Below are 18,169 nucleotides of genomic sequence, written 5' to 3'. Positions count from 1 at the left end.
ACGCTTGTCATCACTGGCTGCGGCGTCAATGCGGCCCACGCAAAATAGGAGACGAGACAGTGAACCTGAGAGAACCCGCACCGTACGCCCAACTCGCGGAGCACGCGTACCAGATCCGCCGCAACGCGCTGCGCATGGGCGAGGTACAAGGGCAAGGCTATATCGGCCAGGCACTCGACATCGCCGACGTGCTGGCGGTCGCCTACTTCCGCGCCATGCGTTATCGCGCCGACGATCCCGACTGGGAAGGCCGCGATCGTTTCCTGCTCTCCAACGGCCATTACGCGATCGCGTTGTACGCGGCGCTGATCGAAGCCCGCATCATCGCCGACGAAGAACTGGAGACCTACGGCAGCGACGACAGCCGTCTGCCCATGTCCGGCATGGCGAGCTACACGCCCGGCATGGAGATGTCCGGCGGCTCGCTCGGCCAGGGGCTGACGATCGCGGTGGGCCGCTGCCTCGGCCTGAAACGCAAGGGTTCGGACGCCACCGTCTACACGCTGTTCTCAGACGGCGAACTCGACGAAGGCGCGGTATGGGAAGGCCTGATGTCCGCCGCGCACTGGAAGCTCGACAACCTGATCGCGATGGTCGACGTCAACAACCAGCAAGCCGACGGGCCGTCTTCGGCGGTCATGGCGTTCGAGCCGCTGGTCGAGAAGCTGCAGGCGTTTGGCTGGTTTGTGCAACGCGTGGACGGCAACGATCTCTCGGCGGTGGTCGCCGCGTTCGATGCAGCGCGCGCGCATCCTGAAGCGCAACCGCGGATCATCGTCTGCGATACGCGCATGGGGTATGGCGTGCCGTTCCTCGAAGCACGCGAGAAGAACCACTTTATCCGCGTCGACGCGCACGAGTGGCAACTCGCGCTGCAGGCGCTCGAAGCCGGGAGAACCGTATGAGCGCCGCCGTACCGAAACCGCGTCTGAAAACCTCGGCGATGATCGCCTCGATCGCCGGCGAAGGCCAGATCACCCGCTCCGCTCCGTTCGGCCACGCGCTGGTGGAACTGGCGCGCAACCGGCCCGAAGTGGTCGGCATGACCGCCGACCTCGGCAAATACACCGACCTGCATCTGTTCGCGAAGGAATACCCCGAGCGCTTCTATCAGATGGGCATGGCCGAACAACTGTTGATGGGCGCCGCCGCCGGCATGGCGCACGAAGGCGCGCAGCCGTTCGTCACCACCTATGCGGTGTTTGCCGCGCGCCGCGCCTACGACTTCATTCATCAGGCGATCGCCGAGGACAACCTCGACGTCAAGCTGGTCTGCGCGCTGCCCGGCCTCACGACCGGCTACGGCCCGAGCCACCAGGCAGCCGAAGAACTCGCCCTGTTCCGCGCCATGCCGAACCTCACCGTGATCGACCCGTGCGACGCGCTCGAAATCGAACAGATGGTGCCGGCCATTGCGGACCATCGCGGCCCGGTGTACGCGCGGCTTCTGCGCGGCAACGTGCCGGTCGTGCTCGACGAATACGACTATCAGTTCGAACTCGGCAAAGCCAAGCTGCTACGCGACGGCAATGAGGTGCTGATCATCTCGTCCGGGATCATGACGATGCGCGCGCTCGAAACGGCCAAGGCGCTCGCCGCCGACCGCATCGACGTGGGCGTGCTGCACGTGCCGACTATCAAACCGCTCGACGCCGTCACCCTACTGCGCGAAGCGCGCCGTCCGGGCCGCCTCGTGATCGTCGCGGAAAACCATACGGTGATCGGCGGGCTCGGCGAGGCGGTGGCCACCGTGCTGCTGACCAACGGCGTCACGCCGCCCTTCCGTCAGATCGGCCTGCCCGACGCCTTTCTCGATGCCGGCGCGCTGCCGACCCTGCACGACCGCTACGGCATTTCCACCGAGGCGATGTGCGACACCATCAAAGGCTGGCTGCGCTAGATTTTTTCCACACAAGCCAAGCGTAGTCACCAATAGCCAACGACGTAGCAAACCATAAGCATCACATTCAGGAGATCCGCATCATGTCAGAGTCACGTCTTCTCGACGGCAAGGTCGCCGTCATTTCCGGCGGCGCGTCGCCGCGCGGCATCGGCATGGCGACCGCACGCAAATTCGCCGCTCACGGCGCGCGCATCGCCATTTTCGATCTCGACGAAAAGGCCGCCATAGAAGCCGCCGCTTCGATCGGGCCGGAGCATCGCGGCTATGTGTGCAACGTCACCGACCGTGGCGCTTGCCAGGCCGCCGTCGAGCGCACCGTCGCCGATTTCGGTTCGATCGATATCCTGATCAATAACGCCGGGATTACTCAGGCGGCCAAATTCCTCGACATCGACCCGGAAAGCTGGGACCGCATTCTCGACGTCAATCTGCGCGGCGTGCTGTATCTGTCGCAAGCCGTCGTGCCGCAAATGAAGAAGCAGAAGAGCGGGTCGATTGGCTGCATGTCGTCAGTGTCGGCGCAGCGCGGCGGCGGCATTCTCGGCGGCCCGCACTACTCGGCGGCCAAAGCCGGCGTGCTCGGTCTCGCGAAAGCGATGGCGCGCGAACTCGGCAACGACGGCATCCGCGTGAACTGCGTGACGCCGGGCCTGATCCAGACCGACATCAACGCCGGCAAGATCAGCGACGACAAGCGCGTCGAGATTCTTTCGGGCATTCCGCTGAATCGCCTGGGCGTGCCCGACGATGTGGCCGGCGCGTTCCTGTTCCTCGCGTCGGAGCTGTCCTCGTATATCACCGGCGCGGTCATCGACGTGAACGGCGGCATGCTGATTCACGGCTGATCTGCTCCAGCAGGACGAACTGCACGGCGGGAGGCCGGCTGCGGCGATGGAGACCCAGTAGTAGATAACAAACAGGCGCGGCGCGCGACACGTGCAGCCGCCGCGCTCGAAGTTCGAAAAACATAACGACGCGCGATCCAGGTTTGGAGGAAGACACCATGACTAACCGTTCGAACGCCCCGCAGGGCATCAGCCGCCGCACCTTTCTGAAAGCCGGTGCGACCTTGTCCGCAGCCGTGCCGTTATGGAGCGTCTCGCGGCGCGCCATGGCGGCGCCCGAGTTTTCGTACAAGCTCGCCACCGGCCAGGATCCGACTCATCCGGTCAATATCCGCGCCCAGGAGGCGATCAATCACATTCGCGAAGCGACCAACGGCCGCCTCGACATCAAGCTGTTTCCGCAGAACCAGCTCGGCTCCGACACCGATCTGCTCTCGCAGGTACGCAACGGCGGCGTGGAGTTCTTCAACCAGGCCTCGTCGATTCTCGCGACGCTCACGCCGGCCGCGGGCATCGTCAACACCGGCTTCGCGTTCAAGGACTACGACGCCGTGTGGAAAGCGATGGACGGCGACCTCGGTAATTACATCCGCGCGCAGATCGGCAAGTCCGGCATCGTGTCGGTCAGCAAGGTATGGGACAACGGCTTCCGGCAGATCAGTTCGTCCACGCGCGCGCTGCGTGCGCCGGCCGATCTGAAAGGCTTCAAGATCCGTGTGCCGCAGGCGCCGATGCTGACCTCGCTGTTCAAGGCGCTCGACGCGGGCCCCGCGCCGATCAACTTCAACGAACTGTATTCGGCCTTGCAAACCGGCGTGGTGGAAGGCCAGGAGAATCCGCTGCCGATCATCGCCACGGCCAAGCTCTACGAAGTGCAGAAGTACATCAGCCTCACGTCGCACGTATGGGACGGTTACTGGATTCTCGGCAACCGCGCCGCGTGGGAACGGCTGCCGGCGGACATGCGCACCATCGTCACACGCGAATTCGAAAAGGCCGCGATGCTGCAGCGCGGGGACATCGCGAAGCTGAGCAGTTCGCTGCGCGACGATCTGAAAACCAAGGGCATCACCTTCATCGACGTGGACCGCGAGGCTTTCCGCGGCGCGCTGGCCAAGACGAGCTTCTATCACGACTGGAAGAGCAAATACGGCGATGAAGCCTGGGGTCTGCTGGAGAAGTCCGCCGGAAAACTGGGGTAATGCCATGATCTCGATCTCATATTCGCACGAGCGGCAACACCGCTTTGCCTGTGCGCTCGATTCCGCGCTCGGGCATCTGGTGGAGATTCCCGCCGCCTTGCTGGTGCTGGCGGAAATCGTCGTGCTGCTGGCCGGCGTGACGAGCCGCTATATCCTGCACGCGCCGCTCGTCTGGTCCGACGAGCTTGCCTCCATGCTGTTCCTCTGGCTCGCCATGCTCGGCGCCGTGATCGCGTTGCGGCGCGGCGAGCATATGCGGATGACGGCGCTGGTCGGCATGGCGCCACCGCGTGTGCGAGCGTTTCTCGACGTGGTGGCGATCGCCGCGCCGATCGCGTTTCTCGCGATGGTGATCGGCCCGGCAATCAGCTTCGCACAGGACGAGTCGTTCATCACCACGCCAGCGCTCGAACTGTCGAACTCGTGGCGCGCTGCCGCGCTGCCGGTCGGCTCGGCGCTGATGCTGCTGGTCGCCGTGGTGCGGCTCGCGCGCCTGGGCAACTGGCGCCTCGTGCTGGGCGCGGTCGCGACGGTCGGCGCGCTGGTCGGCATTTTCATCGCGCTCGGGCCGCTGTTGCGCGACCTCGGCAATATAAACCTGCTGATCTTCTTCGTCGGCCTCGTGGCGCTCGGCGTGCTGAGCGGCGTGCCCATCGCGTTCTCGTTCGGACTCGCGACCTTCGGCTATCTCGCGTTGACCACGAACACGCCGATGCCGGTGGTGGTCGGCCGGATGGACGAAGGCATGTCGCATCTGATCCTGCTCTCCGTGCCGCTCTTCGTGTTCCTCGGCCAGTTGATCGAGATGACCGGCATGGCCGCGGCGATGATCGCGTTTCTCGCGAGCCTGCTCGGTCACGTGCGCGGCGGTCTCTCGTACGTGCTGGTCGGCGCCATGTATCTGGTGTCCGGCATCTCGGGATCGAAAGCTGCCGATATGGCAGCGGTCGCGCCGGTCCTGTTTCCGGAGATGAAAGCGCGCGGCGCGAAACCCGGCGACCTGGTCGCGTTGCTGGCCGCGACTGGCGCGCAGACCGAGACGATTCCACCTAGCCTCGTGCTGATCACGCTCGGCTCGGTGACCGGCGTCTCGATTTCGGCGCTCTTCACGGGCGGCATGCTGCCGGGCATCGTGCTGGCGATCACGCTGTGCATCGTTGTGCAATGGCGCTATCGGCGCGAAGACATGTCGAACGTCAAGCGTGCGACCCGCGGCGAGATTGTGCGCAAGCTGGTGATCGCGTTTCCGGCGATCGCGCTGCCGTTCGTGATTCGCGCGGCGGTGGTCGAAGGCATCGCGACGGCGACCGAAGTTTCCACCATCGGCATTGCGTATGCGGTGCTGGCCGGCTTGCTGATCTACCGCCGTTTCGAGTGGACGCGGCTCAAGCCGATGCTGATCGATACGGCGACGCTGTCCGGCGCGATCCTGCTGATCATCGGCGCGGCTACCGCCATGGCGTGGGCGTTGACGCAATCCGGCTTCTCGGGGCAACTCGCGCAGACTCTGGGCGGTTTGCCGGGCGGCGCGGCGATGTTCATGGCGGCGTCGATCTGCATGTTCGTGATTCTCGGCAGCGTACTCGAAGGCATTCCCGCCATCGTGCTGTTCGGCCCGCTGATGTTTCCGATTGCGCGGGCCATGCATATCCACGACGTGCATTACGCGATGGTCGTGATCCTCTCGATGGGCGTGGGCCTGTTCGCGCCGCCGTTCGGCGTGGGCTACTACTCCGCCTGCGCGGTGAGCCGCATCCATCCGGACGAAGGCATGAAGCCGATTCTCGGCTACATCGCCGCGTTGATGGCCGGGCTGATCATCGTGGCCGCCGTGCCGTGGATTTCGACGGGCTTCCTGCATTGAGCCCATGACGCGCGAGGCATGCGGCCAGTCCCACCTCGCGCGATGTTCTTCCGCCCGCTTCGTCGGGCCGGTTCGTTAGATCTGTCTGATTGCCGCCGCTGCGCATGACGCAGCGGCGTAGAGGAGCCTTTTGCCATGTCCACCACCGAAGCCCCGTCTGCTGCGCTGAACGCTTCGTCTGTTTCGATCGCTGCGGCGCCGCAGGTTGCGTCGGTATCACCCACGCAAGCGGCGCCCTTGCCGTTGGCCGACGCGATCCGCTTTCTCTCCATCGATGCGATTCTGCGCGCCGGCGAAGGCCATCAGGGCGTACCGCTCGGCATGGCGGAAATTGCGACCGCGCTATTCACCCGCCATTTGAAATTCAACCCCGCCGATCCGACCTGGCCCGACCGCGACCGCTTCGTACTGTCGAATGGCCACGGCTCGCTGCTGCTGTATTCGCTGCTATATCTCACCGGCTATGACGCCATCGGACTCGAGCAGATCAAGACTTTCCGTGAACTCAGTTCGCATTGCGCGGGGCATCCCGAGTACGAACCGGCGCACGGTATCGAGGCCACCACCGGCCCGCTCGGCCAGGGTATCGCCAACGCGTTCGGCATGGCTATCGCCGAAGCGTATCTCGCGGCGAAATTCGGCAGCGACCTCGTCGATCACTACACGTATGCGTTCGTCGGCGACGGCTGTCTGCAGGAAGGCATCGGTCAGGAGATGATTTCGCTGGCCGGGCATCTGCAACTGGGCAAGCTGATCCTCTGCTGGGACGACAATCAAATTACCGACGACGGCAGCACCTCACTGTCGATCAGCGAGGACGTCTGCGCGCGCTTTCGCGTCGGCGGCTGGCATGTCGTCGAAGTGAACGGGCACGATCTCGAAGCGGTGTCGGCGGCGCTGACGATCGCTCGCGCGGACCCGCGGCCTTCGATGATCGCGTGCAAGACCGTGATCGGCCGCGGCATTACGCGTCTGCAAGGACAGCGCGGCGGCCATAGCGGCAAACTGTTCCAGGCGGACGCCGACGCGGCGCGCGACGCACTCGGCTGGCCGCACGCGCCGTTCGAAATACCCGCGGAGATTCTTGCAGCATGGCGCTCGGCCGGACAGCGTACCGAGTTGCAATACCGCGCGTGGCAGGAACGTGTCGCCGCGTTGCCCGATGCGCAGCGCGCCGAGTTCGAACGGGTCCAGGGCGGCCACCTGCCGCAAGGCTGGCGCGACGTGCTTGACGACTACCGCAAGCGCGCCGTGGAGCGCGACGAGCCGCAGCCCGGCATCACCGTATCGGGCGAGATCAGCGATCTGCTTGCGCCGCTGTTGCCGGAACGCATGGTCGGTTGTGCCGATCTCGAAGCGCCCACGGGCCACAAGCGCCAGTTGCACGCCTTCACCGCCGCCGACCGCAGCGGCGCCTACGTCCACTGCGGCGTGCGCGAGCATGTAATGGGCTCGATGGCCAACGGCATGGCCGCGCATGGCGGCGTGATCGCGACCAGCGTCACCTATCTGGCGTTCTCCGACTATCAGCGTCCGGCCATGCGCATGGCGGCGCTGATGGGCCTGCCGGTGCACTTCGTGTTCAGTCACGATTCGATCGGCGTCGGCAAAAATGGACCGACGCATCAACCTGTCGAAATTCTCGCGTCACTGCGCGCGATGCCGAACATGCGTGTGCTGCGTCCCGCCGATGCCGTCGAAGCCGCCGAGTGCTGGGCGCTCGCGCTCGAACATCGGCGCGGGCCGAGCACGCTGGTGTTCGCGCGCCAGGCGTTACCGTTGGTGCGCCGTGAATATGGCGCCGAGCTGCTCTCGCAACGCGGCGCTTACGTGCTGGCCGAAGCCGAGGGCGGAGCGCGCGCCGTGACGCTGTTGGCAACCGGCTCCGAAGTCGCGTTGGCCTTGCTGGCGCGCCGCCAGTTGCAGGACGAAGGCATCGCGACGGCCGTGGTGTCCATGCCGTGCTGGGAGATTTTCGACGAACAGGACGAGGCCTATCGTGCAGTCGTGCTCGGTTCGGGCACCGTGCGAGTCGGCGTGGAAGCGGCGTTGCGTTTCGGCTGGGACCGCTATCTCGGCGAACGAGGCGGCTTTGTCGGCATGACGGGTTTCGGCGCGTCGGCCTCGGCGGAGACGCTGTACGAGCACTTCGGCATCACCGCGCAGCATATCGTCGCTGAAGCGAAGCGGCATCTGTAAATCATCGGGGACATGACCATGCATAAGATCGTTTTTCTGGACCGCACGACCCTGGCGCCGCAGATCGTGTTGCGCGAGCCGCGCTTCGAGCATCAGTTGATCGAGCACGACCGCACCACGCCGGAGCAAGTGATCGAGCGTCTGGCCGGTGCGTCGATTGCGATCACCAACAAGGTGGCGCTGACGGGCGACGTGCTGGAGCAATTGCCGCAGCTGAAGCTCGTCGCGGTGGCCGCGACCGGCACGGATTGCGTCGATAAGGCGGCCTGTCAGCGGCTCGGCATTGCGGTGAGCAATATTCGCGGCTATGCGATCAACACCGTGCCGGAGCATACGTTCGCGCTGATCCTCGCGCTGCGGCGCAATCTGGTCGCCTATCGCGACGACGTGCTCGCCGGCGAGTGGCAAAAATCCGGACAGTTCTGTTTCTTCACGCATGCGATTCACGATCTGGCCGGCGCACGGCTCGGCATCATCGGCGAAGGGGTGCTGGGGCAGCGCGTGGCGGAACTTGGCAAAGCCTTCGGCATGCAGCCGATGTTCGCCGCGCACAAGGGACGCGAAGGGCTCGGTCCGCTGTACACGCCGTGGGATGAGGTGCTCGCGACCAGCGACATCATCACCGTGCATAGTCCGCTCACGCCGCACACGCGCAACATGCTCGCCATGCCAGAGTTTCGCGCGATGAAGCGCCGGCCGTTGATCATCAACACGGCGCGCGGCGGCCTCGTGGATGAAGCCGCGCTCGTGCAGGCGCTCGATGAAGGGCTGATCAGCGGCGCGGGTTTCGACGTGACCGCGGGCGAGCCGCCCGCCGACGATAACCCGCTGTTGCGCGCCGCCGGGCGGCCGAATGTGATTCTGACGCCGCATGTGGCGTGGGCGTCAGAGGAAGCGCAGCAGAGTCTGGCGAATCAGTTGATGGATAACATCGAGAATTTCGTCAACGATACGCCGATGAATCTGGTGAGCGGAGCGTATTGAGCTTGATAGCCGCGCCGCCTGCATGCCGAGCGACGCGGCGTCCTGTCTTTAACGCCGCTCAAGCTTGACGGAAAATCGGCGCGCCCCACGGTGCCCCGATCGTGCCGCCATCCACGACGATTTCCGCGCCCGTCATTCCCGACGCGTCGCTAGACGCGAGGAACAGCACGGCTGCCGCGACTTCTTCCGGCGCGGCGAGGCGTTCCATGGGAATGCGCGGTGCGAATGCCTGTTCGGTTCCGTCGAGCGTCGCGCCTTCGCGTGCGCCACGCGTCCAGATCGGCGTGCGCGTGCCGCCGGGGATCACTGTATTCACGCGAATACCACGCTGCACCAACTCCGACGCGAAGACCTTCGCCATACCCGTGATGCCTGCCTTGGTGGCTGAATACGCCGACGAGCCAGGCGAGCCGAGTTCACGCATCACCGAACCGTTCAACACGACCGCTCCACCCGCGCTCATCAACGGCAATGCGGCTTGCACCGTCAGAAAGACCGCCGTCAGGTTCGTGCGAAGAATGGCCTCGAAAGCCGCGGCCGTCGTGCCGCCGAGCGGCGTCGGACCGGAGATGCCGGCGTTGGCGAACACGATATCGAGCGACCCGAATTTGCTCTTGATCTGCTCGAACAACGAGTCGATATCCGCTTCGTTATCCAGATTGGCCCGCACGCCCAGCGCATTTTCGCCGAGTTCGGACACGGCCTGATCCAGCTTCGCACTGTCGCGGCCGGTGATCACCACTTGCGCGCCTTCGGCAATCAGCAGCTTCGCCGTGACGAAACCAATGCCGCTATTCCCACCGGTAATCAACGCTGTTTTTCCCGTAAATCGCATCATCTCTCTCCTGGATTGCGCCGCCAACGCGCCGGAAATCACGGCCGTGCGACGCCTGTAACGATTAAGCGGCCAGAAACGCCGCCGCGTACGGACATCCGCCAAAGACGCCCTCATCTAACAATCTGCATGTTGATCATCATGCACATTTTCAGTATTATGCTCGTCATGCAGATTGTCAAGAGGGGTGACGGAAATGGGCTACTCGCAGGCGCAAAAAGCAGAAAGCCGTCAGCGTGTGCTGGAAACAGCAGCGCGGCAGATTCGGGAAGATGGGATCGAGGCGCTCGGCGTGGCGGACTGCATGCGGCGCGCCGGCCTCACGCACGGCGCGTTCTACGGCCACTTTGAGTCGCGTGACGCGTTGATCGTCGAGGCGCTGGAATATGCCGTCGCGCAAAGCGAGAAACGTATCGCCGCTTCAATGGCGGCGGCGAACGCGAACGGCTCGGCGAAGAAAGAACCGTTGCGGGCGATCGCCGAAATGTTTCTCAGCGAGAAACACCTCAAGAATCCGGGCAACGGCTGCGCGTTGTGCGCGCTTGCCGGTGAAGCGCGGCACGCGGCACCGGAAGTTCGCGATCGTCTCACGCAATACGTGCACAAGCTGGCATCGCGAATCGCGCAGACGTTGGCGGGTGATAGCGAAAACCTGGCGCTCGGCATCGTCGCGACGATCGTCGGCGCGGTGACGCTTGCGCGTGCCGTCGACGATCCTGAACTCGCTAAATCGATTCTCGCCGGCTCGCTCAATCTGATCGTGGCGCAGGGCGGAGACGCGTAGCTTGATGAGCGGCGCCGGCATAGACCGGCGGCAAACATTACCCATCTCGCTGCCCGGGAAAGCGCCCGGGCAAGCACGCACCCGCGCCACCCTACCCGATCACCAACCCCGCCTCACCTAGCGAACGCTTCAGCCCCAACTTCGGATACGCGCGATCGACCGCGCGCACGTCGGCGCGCGTTTCCTCGATGATCCAGTCGCGCACGTCGGCCGCGGCCGGCCGCAGCGCACGGCTCTCCGGCCACACCAGACAGCAGCGCCGGTTCGTGACGATCAGTTCCTGTTCGGCCGGCTGAAGCGCGCCCTCCAGCAGCCAGTGCGACACCACGTTGAGCCAGCCGAGCGCGACGCCCTGGCCGAGCAACGCGGCCTGCACGACGATCGCGTAGTCGTTGAAGCTCAGCATGCTCGCGGCATGCCGCCCGTGTGCGGCGAACGCTTCAAAGCGGTCATGCCAGCCGCGCTCGCCGTCGTCCATGACGATCACGGTGTCGCCATGCGCGCGGCCCGCCTCGGTGGCCGCGATCTCGTCATAGCGTCGGTTGCACACCGGCAGCAGCGTCTCCGGCATGACCAGCACACTGTTCTCGCCGATCTCGTCCTCGCGCCGGAAGCGCATGCCGAGATCCACATCGACGAGCGGGCCGCCGATCCGCCCCGAGATCAGTTGGAATCGCAAGTCGACGTTCGGGAACGCCTGATTCAGCCGGTTCATGCGCGGCATCAGCCAGTGCGTGGTGAAGGCCGTGGACACCGACAGCGTGACCGACTCCACACCCGTGGCGCGCGCCTCGATCTCGCGGATCGCGCCTTCAATGCCATTGAAGCCCTCGGAAATCTTCCGGTAAAGAATCTTGCCGTTCTCGGTCAGCTCGATGCCGCCGCGCACGCGCTCGAACAGGCGCACGCCGAGATGGTCTTCCATGCGCGCCAGCATGCGGCTCACTGCGGGCTGGCTCACATATAACTCCTGCGCCGCGCGTGTGAAGTTGCCGCAGCGCGCGGCAGCTTCGAACACGAACAGCGCATTGGCGCTCGGCAGTTTTTTGCGAAGGTTAGGCATGATCTGATGTTATGCCTTCTCCAACAATTTGGGAATTGCCGCCAAAAAGGACGCAGCCTATATTTTCCCTAACGCAGGCCTCTTCAGCGAGACAGAACGCAATGGACGCACGAGCGAAAACAGGTGTTTCGATCCGATCGGCAGCGAAACGTTATGGCCAGGTGGTGGCCCTCGACGACGTTTCGCTCGACATCGCCCCCGGCGAATTCGTCTCGCTGCTCGGCCCTTCGGGCTCGGGCAAGACCACCCTGCTCGGCATTCTCGGCGGCTTCGTGCAGCCGAGTTCGGGCGCGGTCTGGGTCGGCGAACGCGACATTACATTTGCGCCGCCGCACAAACGCGACATCGGCATCGTGTTTCAGAACTACGCGCTGTTTCCGCATATGAGCGTCGGCGAGAACGTCGCGTTTCCGTTGCGCGCGCGCCGTCAGCCGAAAGCCACGTGGGCGAAGAAAGTCGCCGACGCGCTCGCGATGGTCGAACTCTCCGGCTACGAAAGCCGCGGCATCAGCCAGCTTTCCGGCGGCCAGCGGCAGCGCGTGGCGCTGGCCCGCGCGATGGTATTCGAGCCGCAACTGATCCTGATGGACGAGCCGCTCTCCGCGCTCGACAAACAACTGCGCGAAACCATGCAGATCGAACTGCGGCGGCTGCATCGCAAGCTCGGCGCAACGATCGTCTATGTGACGCACGATCAGCGCGAGGCGCTCACCATGAGCGACCGCGTGGCCGTGCTGAAGAACGGCCGGCTGGTGCAGATCGACACGCCCGAGCGGCTCTACGACCGGCCGTGCGACGCGTTCGTGGCGAGCTTCATCGGCGAGGCCACACTGCTCGACGTGACGCGCGCCGGCGACGACGCCGTGCGTCTCGGCGATACCGTTCTACGCACCGCGCATCCGCTGCCGCACGGCAACAAACTGCTGCTCGCGGTGCAGACCGAAAAACTCGTGATCGACGGCGGCGGCGAGCGGCATGACGGCGTGAACCGTCTGTCGTGCCGCGTCACCGAAGTGCTGTATCAGGGCGAGAGCCTGCGCGTGTTCGCCGCGCTCGCCGACGGCACCGCCATCAGTCTGCGGCAACCCGGCGGCCACGACGCGCGCCGCCGCATTCCCGAGCCGGGCGCACAGATGAGCGTGACGCTCGACCCGCAGGACACGATCGTCGTGCCCGCCTGATTTCTCCGCCCACGCGTGGGGCACTCTCTCTCCGATTCACCGCATACTGCAAAAGGATGATTTCATGAAGCTCACCGATTTCAAGGTCCTGACGTTCGACGTCGTCGGCACACTCATCGACTTCGAGCGCGGCGTGCTCGCCTCCGTGCGGCGCATTGGCGGCCCGAAAGCGAAGGACCTGACCGACGACCAGATCTTCGAGCCGTATATGCGCGGCCGCGCCACCTATCCGGGCCGTTCGAGCCACGAAATGGCGAACGTCTATCTCTCGCTCGCGAAAGAACTCGGTCTGCCCGACGACGCGCAATCGGCCGCCGCGTTCCAGCGCGACGTGCTCGAATGGCCGGCGTTCGCGGATTCGGTCGCGGCGCTCAAGCGTCTGCGCAAACACTTCCGCCTGGTCGCGATGACCAACGCGGACCGCGTGGCACTCTCGGCCTACGCGCACACGCTCGGCGACCCGTTCGACGACACCGTCTGCTGCGACGAAACCGGCGTCGCCAAACCCGACCCGCAATTCTTCGCATACAACCGCGGCCGTCAGGCGGCGTTCGGCTACAAGTTCGGCGAAATCCTGCACACCGCGCAGAGCCAGTATCACGACATCGGTATCGCCACGAAACTCGGCTACGCAACCTGCTGGATCGAACGCCGTCAGAACGTGAAGGGCTTCGGCGCCACGCCCGTGCCGGAAGCCGTGACCACGCCGACCTTCAGGTTCGCAACGCTCGGCGCGCTCGCGGACGCCGTCGAAGCCGAAGCGCGCCTCGCCGCCTGAGCCGATGCTCGCGCCGATGACACTGCACACGCCCGCGCCTGATTCGCTCTGGCGGGCGCTCCTTGCTGCATCGCCAGGCGCCGGTGCGGCGGTCAGCACCGGCGTGCCGCTCGCGCGCGATCTCGACGTCGAGGTCGCCGTGATCGGCGCGGGCTACTCGGGTCTCGCCGCCGCGTATGCGCTGCAAACGCGTGGCGTCGACTGCGTGGTGCTCGATGCGAATCCGGTCGGCTGGGGCGCGAGTGGGCGCAATGGCGGCGTGGTGTCGTCGAAGTTCAGGCTGTCGTTTCCCACCATCGACAAGTTGCACGGCCTCGATACCGCGAAACGCATGCATCGACTCGCGCATGAAGGCGTGCGGGTCGTCGAGATGCTGGTCGACGAGTTCCAGCTCGCGCGCGCCCGCTTCGAACACACCGGCAGTCTGCGCTGCGCTCATACAGAGGCCGCGTTCGCCGCGATTCGCGCCGAGGCCGACTGGGTTCGCTCGCATCTCGGCGATACCTCGATGAGCGTGCAATCGCGCGCCGACATCGAACGCGAGACGGGTTCGAAGGGCTTTGTCGGCGGCGTGCTGAGCGCGGACGCCGGCACCATTCTGCCGCTCGAATACGTGCGCGGACTCGCGCGCGGCCTCACGCTGCGCGGCGTGCCGATCTACGAATCGACGCCGGTGCGGCAGATGCAACGCGCGCCCGGCGAGACGCGCGTGACGCTGCGCACGCCCGGCGGCACGGTGCGCGCGAAGCAGGTCATCGTCGCGACCAATGCGTATTCGGATCTCACGGCGGCGACCGCACCGTATCAACGCGAACTCGTGCCGTTTCGCAGCGCGATGATCGCCACCGAGCGCCTTCCGCGGACCTCGACGCGCGCCTGATGGTCGAGCGCCGCAGCTACACCGAAACGCGCCGCATGATGAAGTGGTTTCGCAAAGTGGACGGCCGCATGCTGTTCGGCGGACGCGACGCGTTCGGCAAGGAAGGTCAAACAACCGGCTTCGACGCGCTGCAGCGTGCCATGGTCGCGCTCTTTCCCGATCTCGCGGATGTGCGTGTGGAATATCGCTGGTCCGGTTATGTGGGCATGACGTTCAATTCGCTGCCGCATGTCGGACGCAGCGACGACGCCACGACCTTTTGTCTGGGGTATAACGGAGCAGGCGTCGCGATGGCAAGCCTGCTCGGCCAGCATGCCGCCGCGCTCGCGCTCGGCGAAACGCCCGAGCTATCGCTGCTCGGCGCGCCCGGCCTGCGGCCCGTGCCCTTTCATTCGCTGCGCGCGCCGGGTGTGAGACTCGTCGCGGCGTGGTATCAGTTTCTCGACGCCGTAGGTGCATGATGACAACCGCCAAACGGATGCTCCAGGGAACCACCTTGATGCAGGCCACCGAGTCCGATCCCGCCGCGCGCTATCAACGCCGCGAAGATCGCACGATGCTTCTCCTGATGACGCCGGCACTCCTTGTGATCGTCGTGCTGCTGGTCGTGCCGCTTGCGTGGCTGTCGTGGCAGTCCATCTATCACGACGGCTTCACGCTCGAAAACTACCGGCGCATGTTCACCAGCGCCTACCTCGAAACGTTTCTGCTGACGTTCAAGCTGAGCATCATCGTGACCGTCATCACGCTGCTGCTCGGCTATCCAGTGGCCTACTTCGCCGCCTCGCTGCCGCCGAAGCTGAGCGCGCTCGTGCTCGGCATGGTGATTCTGCCGTTCTGGACCAGCGTACTGGTGCGCACCTACGCGTGGCTCGTGCTGTTGCAGCGCACGGGTCTGGTCAACAAGGCGCTGATCGCCTCGGGCCTCGCCGACCGGCCGGTGCAGCTCGCGTACAACCAGTTTGGCACGGTCATCGCAATGGTGCATATCCTGCTGCCGTTCATGGTTCTGCCGCTCTATTCGGCGATGCAGAAAATCCCGTCGAATCTCTCGCAAGCCGGCGCGAGCCTGGGCGGCTCGCCGCTGCACGTGTTCCTGCGCGTGTTCCTGCCGCTGTCGATGAGCGGCGTGTTCGCGGGCGTCACGCTCGTGTTCGTGCTGTGCCTCGGCTTCTACATCACGCCTGAACTGATGGGCGGCGGCAAGTCGATCATGGTGTCGATGGTGGTGAGCCGCAACGTCGAGATCTACAACAGTTGGGGCGCGGCGAGTGCCGTGAGCGTCGTGCTGCTGATCTGCGTGTTCGCGATTTTCTATGCCGCGAGCCGCGTGGTGCCACTCGAAAAGACCTTGGGCGCGAAATGAACAAACTCCCGTTCGGACGAATCGTCCTCGGCGCGAGCGTCGTGCTGATTCTGCTGTTCCTGATGGTGCCGGTGCTGATCGTGGTGCCGCTGTCGTTCTCCGATACGCGCTTCATGACCTTCCCACCGCCCGCCTACTCGCTGCGCTGGTATCACTCGTTCTTCGACAACCCCGCATGGATCGACGCCGCGCGCACCACGCTGAGCGCTTCGATCTGCGCCGCGCTGATCGCCACGCCGCTCGGCGTGGCCGCCGCGTACGCGATCCAGAACGGCACGCACTGGATCATGCGCTATCTGCGCACGCTGCTGATGCTGCCGTTGATGGTGCCGATCATCATCGTCGCGGTGGGGGTGTTCTTCGTGTACTCTCAGGCGGGCTATGTGAACACGCTCGGCGGCTTGATTCTCGCCGATACGATGCTCGGGCTGCCGTATGTGCTGATCTCGGTCGGTGCCGATCTGCGCACCTTCGACCGCACGCAGGAGATGGTTGCGCGCAGTCTCGGCATGAATCGCTTTCGCAGCTTCATGACGGTGACGCTGCCGCAGATCAAGGCCAGCGTGATTTCCGGCGCGGTGTTCGTGTTCATTCAGGCGCTCGACGAAACGGTGGTCGCGCTCTTCGTGTCGGGCGGTTCGAACCAGACGCTGACACGCCGCATGTTCGTGACGCTACGCGACGAGATCGATCCGACCATTGCCGCGATCAGCACGATGCTCACCGCACTGACGCTGTGCCTCGTGATGATCGTCGTGGTGAGCCGCCGCTCGGGCGCGGCGCGTGCCTAACCTCTCTGAAAATAGCCATTACATGACCAATGCACTGAAGTTCTATATCGACGGCGCGTGGGTCGAGCCGTCCACCAACGCACGCCGCGCCGTTGTCGATCCCTGCACCGAAGAAGCCTTCGCCGAAGTGGCGATGGGCACGCCCGCCGATGCCGATCGCGCGGTAGCCGCCGCGAAACGCGCATTCGTGTCGTTCTCGCAGACCACACCGGCCGAACGCCTCGCATTGATCCGCCGCATTCTCGACGTATTTCTCGAACGTCACGACGAGATGGGCGACACGATCTCGCGCGAACTCGGCGCGCCGCGCGCAATGGCGCATGCGTGGCAAGCAGGCATCGGACGACGGCATCTGGAAGAACTGATTCGCACGTGCGAAACGTTCGCGTGGCAGCGCAGGAAAGGCACGACGCTCGTCAACCACGAACCGGTCGGCGTGGTCGCGCTGATCACGCCGTGGAACTGGCCGATCAATCAGATCGTCTGCAAGGCCGCACCCGCCATCGCCGCGGGCTGCACGATGGTGCTCAAGCCCAGCGAAGTCACTCCCCTCAATGCCCTGCTGTTCGCGGAGATACTCGACGCGGCGGGCGTGCCGCCGGGCGTCTTCAATCTCGTCAACGGCGACGGGCCGATGGTCGGCGCGGCGCTCGCGGCGCATCCCGATGTCGATATGGTGTCGTTCACCGGTTCGACACGCGCGGGCGTCGAGATTGCGAAGCTCGCGGCGCCGACTGTGAAGCGCGTGCATCAGGAACTGGGCGGCAAGTCCGCGAACATTCTGCTGGACGACGTCGATTTCGAAGCGGCCGTCACGGCCGGCGTCAACTCGTGCTTCAACAACAGCGGACAGTCGTGCAATGCGCCGACGCGCATGCTCGTGCCCGCGGCGCGCCATGACGAAGCGGTGGCGATCGCGCGGCGCGCGGCGCAAGCGCAGCGCGTCGGCCCCGCCGATCACGAGCGCACGACCATGGGTCCGGTTGTCAGCAGCGTGCAGTTCGAGCGCGTGGAGCGGCTCATTGCGGCCGGCATCGACGAAGGCGCGCAGGTCGTGGCCGGCGGCCTTGGACGTCCACGGGGTCTGGAACGCGGCTACTACGTGCAACCGACTGTCTTCGCGGATGTGCGCCCTTCCATGACGATCGCGCGCGAGGAGATTTTCGGCCCGGTGCTCGCGATCATGCCGTACCGCGATGAGGAAGAAGCGATTGCGATTGCGAACGACAGCCCGTTCGGTCTCGCCGCCTATGTTCAGTCCGCCGATCTGGAACGCGCGCGGCGCGTGGCGTTCAGGCTCCGTGCGGGCAGCGTGTATCTGAACTATCCGTCGTGGGATGCTGGCTCGCCGTTCGGCGGGTATAAGCAGTCGGGCAACGGGCGCGAATATGCTGAATGGGGACTCGAGGCGTTTCTCGAAGTGAAGGGTATTGTGGGGTTTGGCGATTGAGCGTGCTTGGGCCTTCTTGGGCCTTCTTGGGCTTAGTTGGAACG

At 64.9% G+C, this 18,169-nt stretch carries 15 protein-coding genes and 1 pseudogene; 14 read left to right on the top strand and 2 right to left on the bottom strand.

Annotation, left to right across the window (positions count from 1 at the left end):
- Positions 1–59: 59 nt before the first annotated feature.
- The 7 genes from PQR32_RS18970 to PQR32_RS18940 all read left to right on the top strand — a co-directional run bounded on the left by PQR32_RS18970 (position 60) and on the right by PQR32_RS18940 (position 8,997).
- Positions 60–905 (top strand): transketolase, encoded by an 846-nt coding sequence (locus PQR32_RS18970; protein WP_408229976.1) that lies wholly within the window; start codon positions 60–62, stop codon positions 903–905.
- Complete coding sequence (locus tag PQR32_RS18965; protein WP_408229973.1) at positions 902–1,900, top strand: transketolase family protein; 999 nt, start codon at positions 902–904, stop codon at positions 1,898–1,900. The genes PQR32_RS18970 and PQR32_RS18965 overlap by 4 nt, the downstream gene beginning before the upstream one ends.
- Positions 1,901–1,983: 83 nt before the next feature.
- Positions 1,984–2,748, top strand: coding sequence for an SDR family NAD(P)-dependent oxidoreductase (locus tag PQR32_RS18960; RefSeq protein WP_408229970.1), 765 nt, complete (start codon positions 1,984–1,986; stop codon positions 2,746–2,748).
- A gap of 158 nt (positions 2,749–2,906) precedes the next feature.
- Positions 2,907–3,950 carry a TRAP transporter substrate-binding protein gene (locus tag PQR32_RS18955; RefSeq protein WP_408229967.1) on the top strand — a complete coding sequence of 348 codons (1,044 nt, stop codon included), beginning with the start codon at positions 2,907–2,909 and terminating at the stop codon, positions 3,948–3,950.
- 4 nt (positions 3,951–3,954) lie between these two features.
- Positions 3,955–5,814 (top strand): TRAP transporter large permease, encoded by a 1,860-nt coding sequence (locus tag PQR32_RS18950; protein WP_408229964.1) that lies wholly within the window; start codon positions 3,955–3,957, stop codon positions 5,812–5,814.
- A gap of 135 nt (positions 5,815–5,949) precedes the next feature.
- Complete coding sequence (gene tkt, locus PQR32_RS18945; protein WP_408229961.1) at positions 5,950–8,013, top strand: transketolase; 2,064 nt, start codon at positions 5,950–5,952, stop codon at positions 8,011–8,013.
- Positions 8,014–8,031: 18 nt separating this feature from the next.
- A complete protein-coding gene (locus PQR32_RS18940; protein ID WP_408229958.1) occupies positions 8,032–8,997 on the top strand; it encodes a D-2-hydroxyacid dehydrogenase in 966 nt (321 codons plus the stop codon).
- 58 nt (positions 8,998–9,055) lie between these two features.
- Here PQR32_RS18940 and PQR32_RS18935 read toward each other — a convergent pair whose 3' ends face one another.
- Positions 9,056–9,832, bottom strand: a complete 777-nt coding sequence (locus PQR32_RS18935) for an SDR family NAD(P)-dependent oxidoreductase (RefSeq protein WP_408230095.1) — start codon at positions 9,830–9,832, stop codon at positions 9,056–9,058.
- A gap of 196 nt (positions 9,833–10,028) precedes the next feature.
- On the opposite strand from PQR32_RS18935, the gene PQR32_RS18930 reads away from it, so the two are divergent.
- On the top strand, positions 10,029–10,616 hold the full coding sequence (locus tag PQR32_RS18930; protein WP_408229955.1) for a TetR/AcrR family transcriptional regulator: 588 nt from the start codon (positions 10,029–10,031) through the stop codon (positions 10,614–10,616).
- Positions 10,617–10,707: 91 nt separating this feature from the next.
- Here PQR32_RS18930 and PQR32_RS18925 read toward each other — a convergent pair whose 3' ends face one another.
- Positions 10,708–11,679, bottom strand: coding sequence for a LysR substrate-binding domain-containing protein (locus tag PQR32_RS18925; RefSeq protein ID WP_408229952.1), 972 nt, complete (start codon positions 11,677–11,679; stop codon positions 10,708–10,710).
- 101 nt (positions 11,680–11,780) lie between these two features.
- Between PQR32_RS18925 and PQR32_RS18920 the strand changes: the two genes are divergently transcribed.
- The 6 genes and pseudogenes from PQR32_RS18920 (at position 11,781) to PQR32_RS18895 (ending at position 18,125) form a co-directional block, all read left to right on the top strand.
- Positions 11,781–12,860, top strand: coding sequence for an ABC transporter ATP-binding protein (locus PQR32_RS18920; protein WP_408229949.1), 1,080 nt, complete (start codon positions 11,781–11,783; stop codon positions 12,858–12,860).
- A gap of 64 nt (positions 12,861–12,924) precedes the next feature.
- Positions 12,925–13,638, top strand: a complete 714-nt coding sequence (locus tag PQR32_RS18915) for an HAD-IA family hydrolase (RefSeq protein WP_408229946.1) — start codon at positions 12,925–12,927, stop codon at positions 13,636–13,638.
- A gap of 4 nt (positions 13,639–13,642) precedes the next feature.
- Positions 13,643–14,979: pseudogene (locus PQR32_RS18910) on the top strand (NAD(P)/FAD-dependent oxidoreductase).
- Positions 14,976–15,884, top strand: coding sequence for an ABC transporter permease (locus PQR32_RS18905; protein ID WP_408229943.1), 909 nt, complete (start codon positions 14,976–14,978; stop codon positions 15,882–15,884). Before PQR32_RS18910 ends, PQR32_RS18905 begins: the two are co-directional and overlap by 4 nt.
- A complete protein-coding gene (locus PQR32_RS18900) occupies positions 15,881–16,675 on the top strand; it encodes an ABC transporter permease (protein ID WP_408229940.1) in 795 nt (264 codons plus the stop codon). The genes PQR32_RS18905 and PQR32_RS18900 overlap by 4 nt, the downstream gene beginning before the upstream one ends.
- A gap of 22 nt (positions 16,676–16,697) precedes the next feature.
- Positions 16,698–18,125: an aldehyde dehydrogenase family protein gene (locus PQR32_RS18895; protein WP_408229937.1), complete on the top strand. Its 1,428-nt coding sequence runs from the start codon at positions 16,698–16,700 to the stop codon at positions 18,123–18,125.
- The last annotated feature ends 44 nt before the right edge of the window (positions 18,126–18,169 follow it).

This window comes from Paraburkholderia dipogonis (genome assembly GCF_046027395.1).
Taxonomy (GTDB): Bacteria; Pseudomonadota; Gammaproteobacteria; order Burkholderiales; family Burkholderiaceae; genus Paraburkholderia; species Paraburkholderia dipogonis_A.
This window is presented reverse-complemented; position numbering and strand designations above follow the sequence as displayed.

Bases quoted from the DNA above. Each gene is read 5' to 3' on its own strand.
- PQR32_RS18965 (WP_408229973.1), top strand. From the start codon at position 902: ATGAGCGCCGCCGTACCGAAACCGCGTCTGAAAACCTCGGCGATGATC.
- PQR32_RS18960 (WP_408229970.1), top strand. From the start codon at position 1,984: ATGTCAGAGTCACGTCTTCTCGACGGCAAGGTCGCCGTCATTTCCGGC.
- PQR32_RS18955 (WP_408229967.1), top strand. From the start codon at position 2,907: ATGACTAACCGTTCGAACGCCCCGCAGGGCATCAGCCGCCGCACCTTT.
- PQR32_RS18950 (WP_408229964.1), top strand. From the start codon at position 3,955: ATGATCTCGATCTCATATTCGCACGAGCGGCAACACCGCTTTGCCTGT.
- tkt (WP_408229961.1), top strand. From the start codon at position 5,950: ATGTCCACCACCGAAGCCCCGTCTGCTGCGCTGAACGCTTCGTCTGTT.
- PQR32_RS18940 (WP_408229958.1), top strand. From the start codon at position 8,032: ATGCATAAGATCGTTTTTCTGGACCGCACGACCCTGGCGCCGCAGATC.
- PQR32_RS18935 (WP_408230095.1), bottom strand. From the start codon at position 9,832: ATGCGATTTACGGGAAAAACAGCGTTGATTACCGGTGGGAATAGCGGC.
- PQR32_RS18930 (WP_408229955.1), top strand. From the start codon at position 10,029: ATGGGCTACTCGCAGGCGCAAAAAGCAGAAAGCCGTCAGCGTGTGCTG.
- PQR32_RS18925 (WP_408229952.1), bottom strand. From the start codon at position 11,679: ATGCCTAACCTTCGCAAAAAACTGCCGAGCGCCAATGCGCTGTTCGTG.
- PQR32_RS18920 (WP_408229949.1), top strand. From the start codon at position 11,781: ATGGACGCACGAGCGAAAACAGGTGTTTCGATCCGATCGGCAGCGAAA.
- PQR32_RS18915 (WP_408229946.1), top strand. From the start codon at position 12,925: ATGAAGCTCACCGATTTCAAGGTCCTGACGTTCGACGTCGTCGGCACA.
- PQR32_RS18905 (WP_408229943.1), top strand. From the start codon at position 14,976: ATGATGACAACCGCCAAACGGATGCTCCAGGGAACCACCTTGATGCAG.
- PQR32_RS18900 (WP_408229940.1), top strand. From the start codon at position 15,881: ATGAACAAACTCCCGTTCGGACGAATCGTCCTCGGCGCGAGCGTCGTG.
- PQR32_RS18895 (WP_408229937.1), top strand. From the start codon at position 16,698: ATGACCAATGCACTGAAGTTCTATATCGACGGCGCGTGGGTCGAGCCG.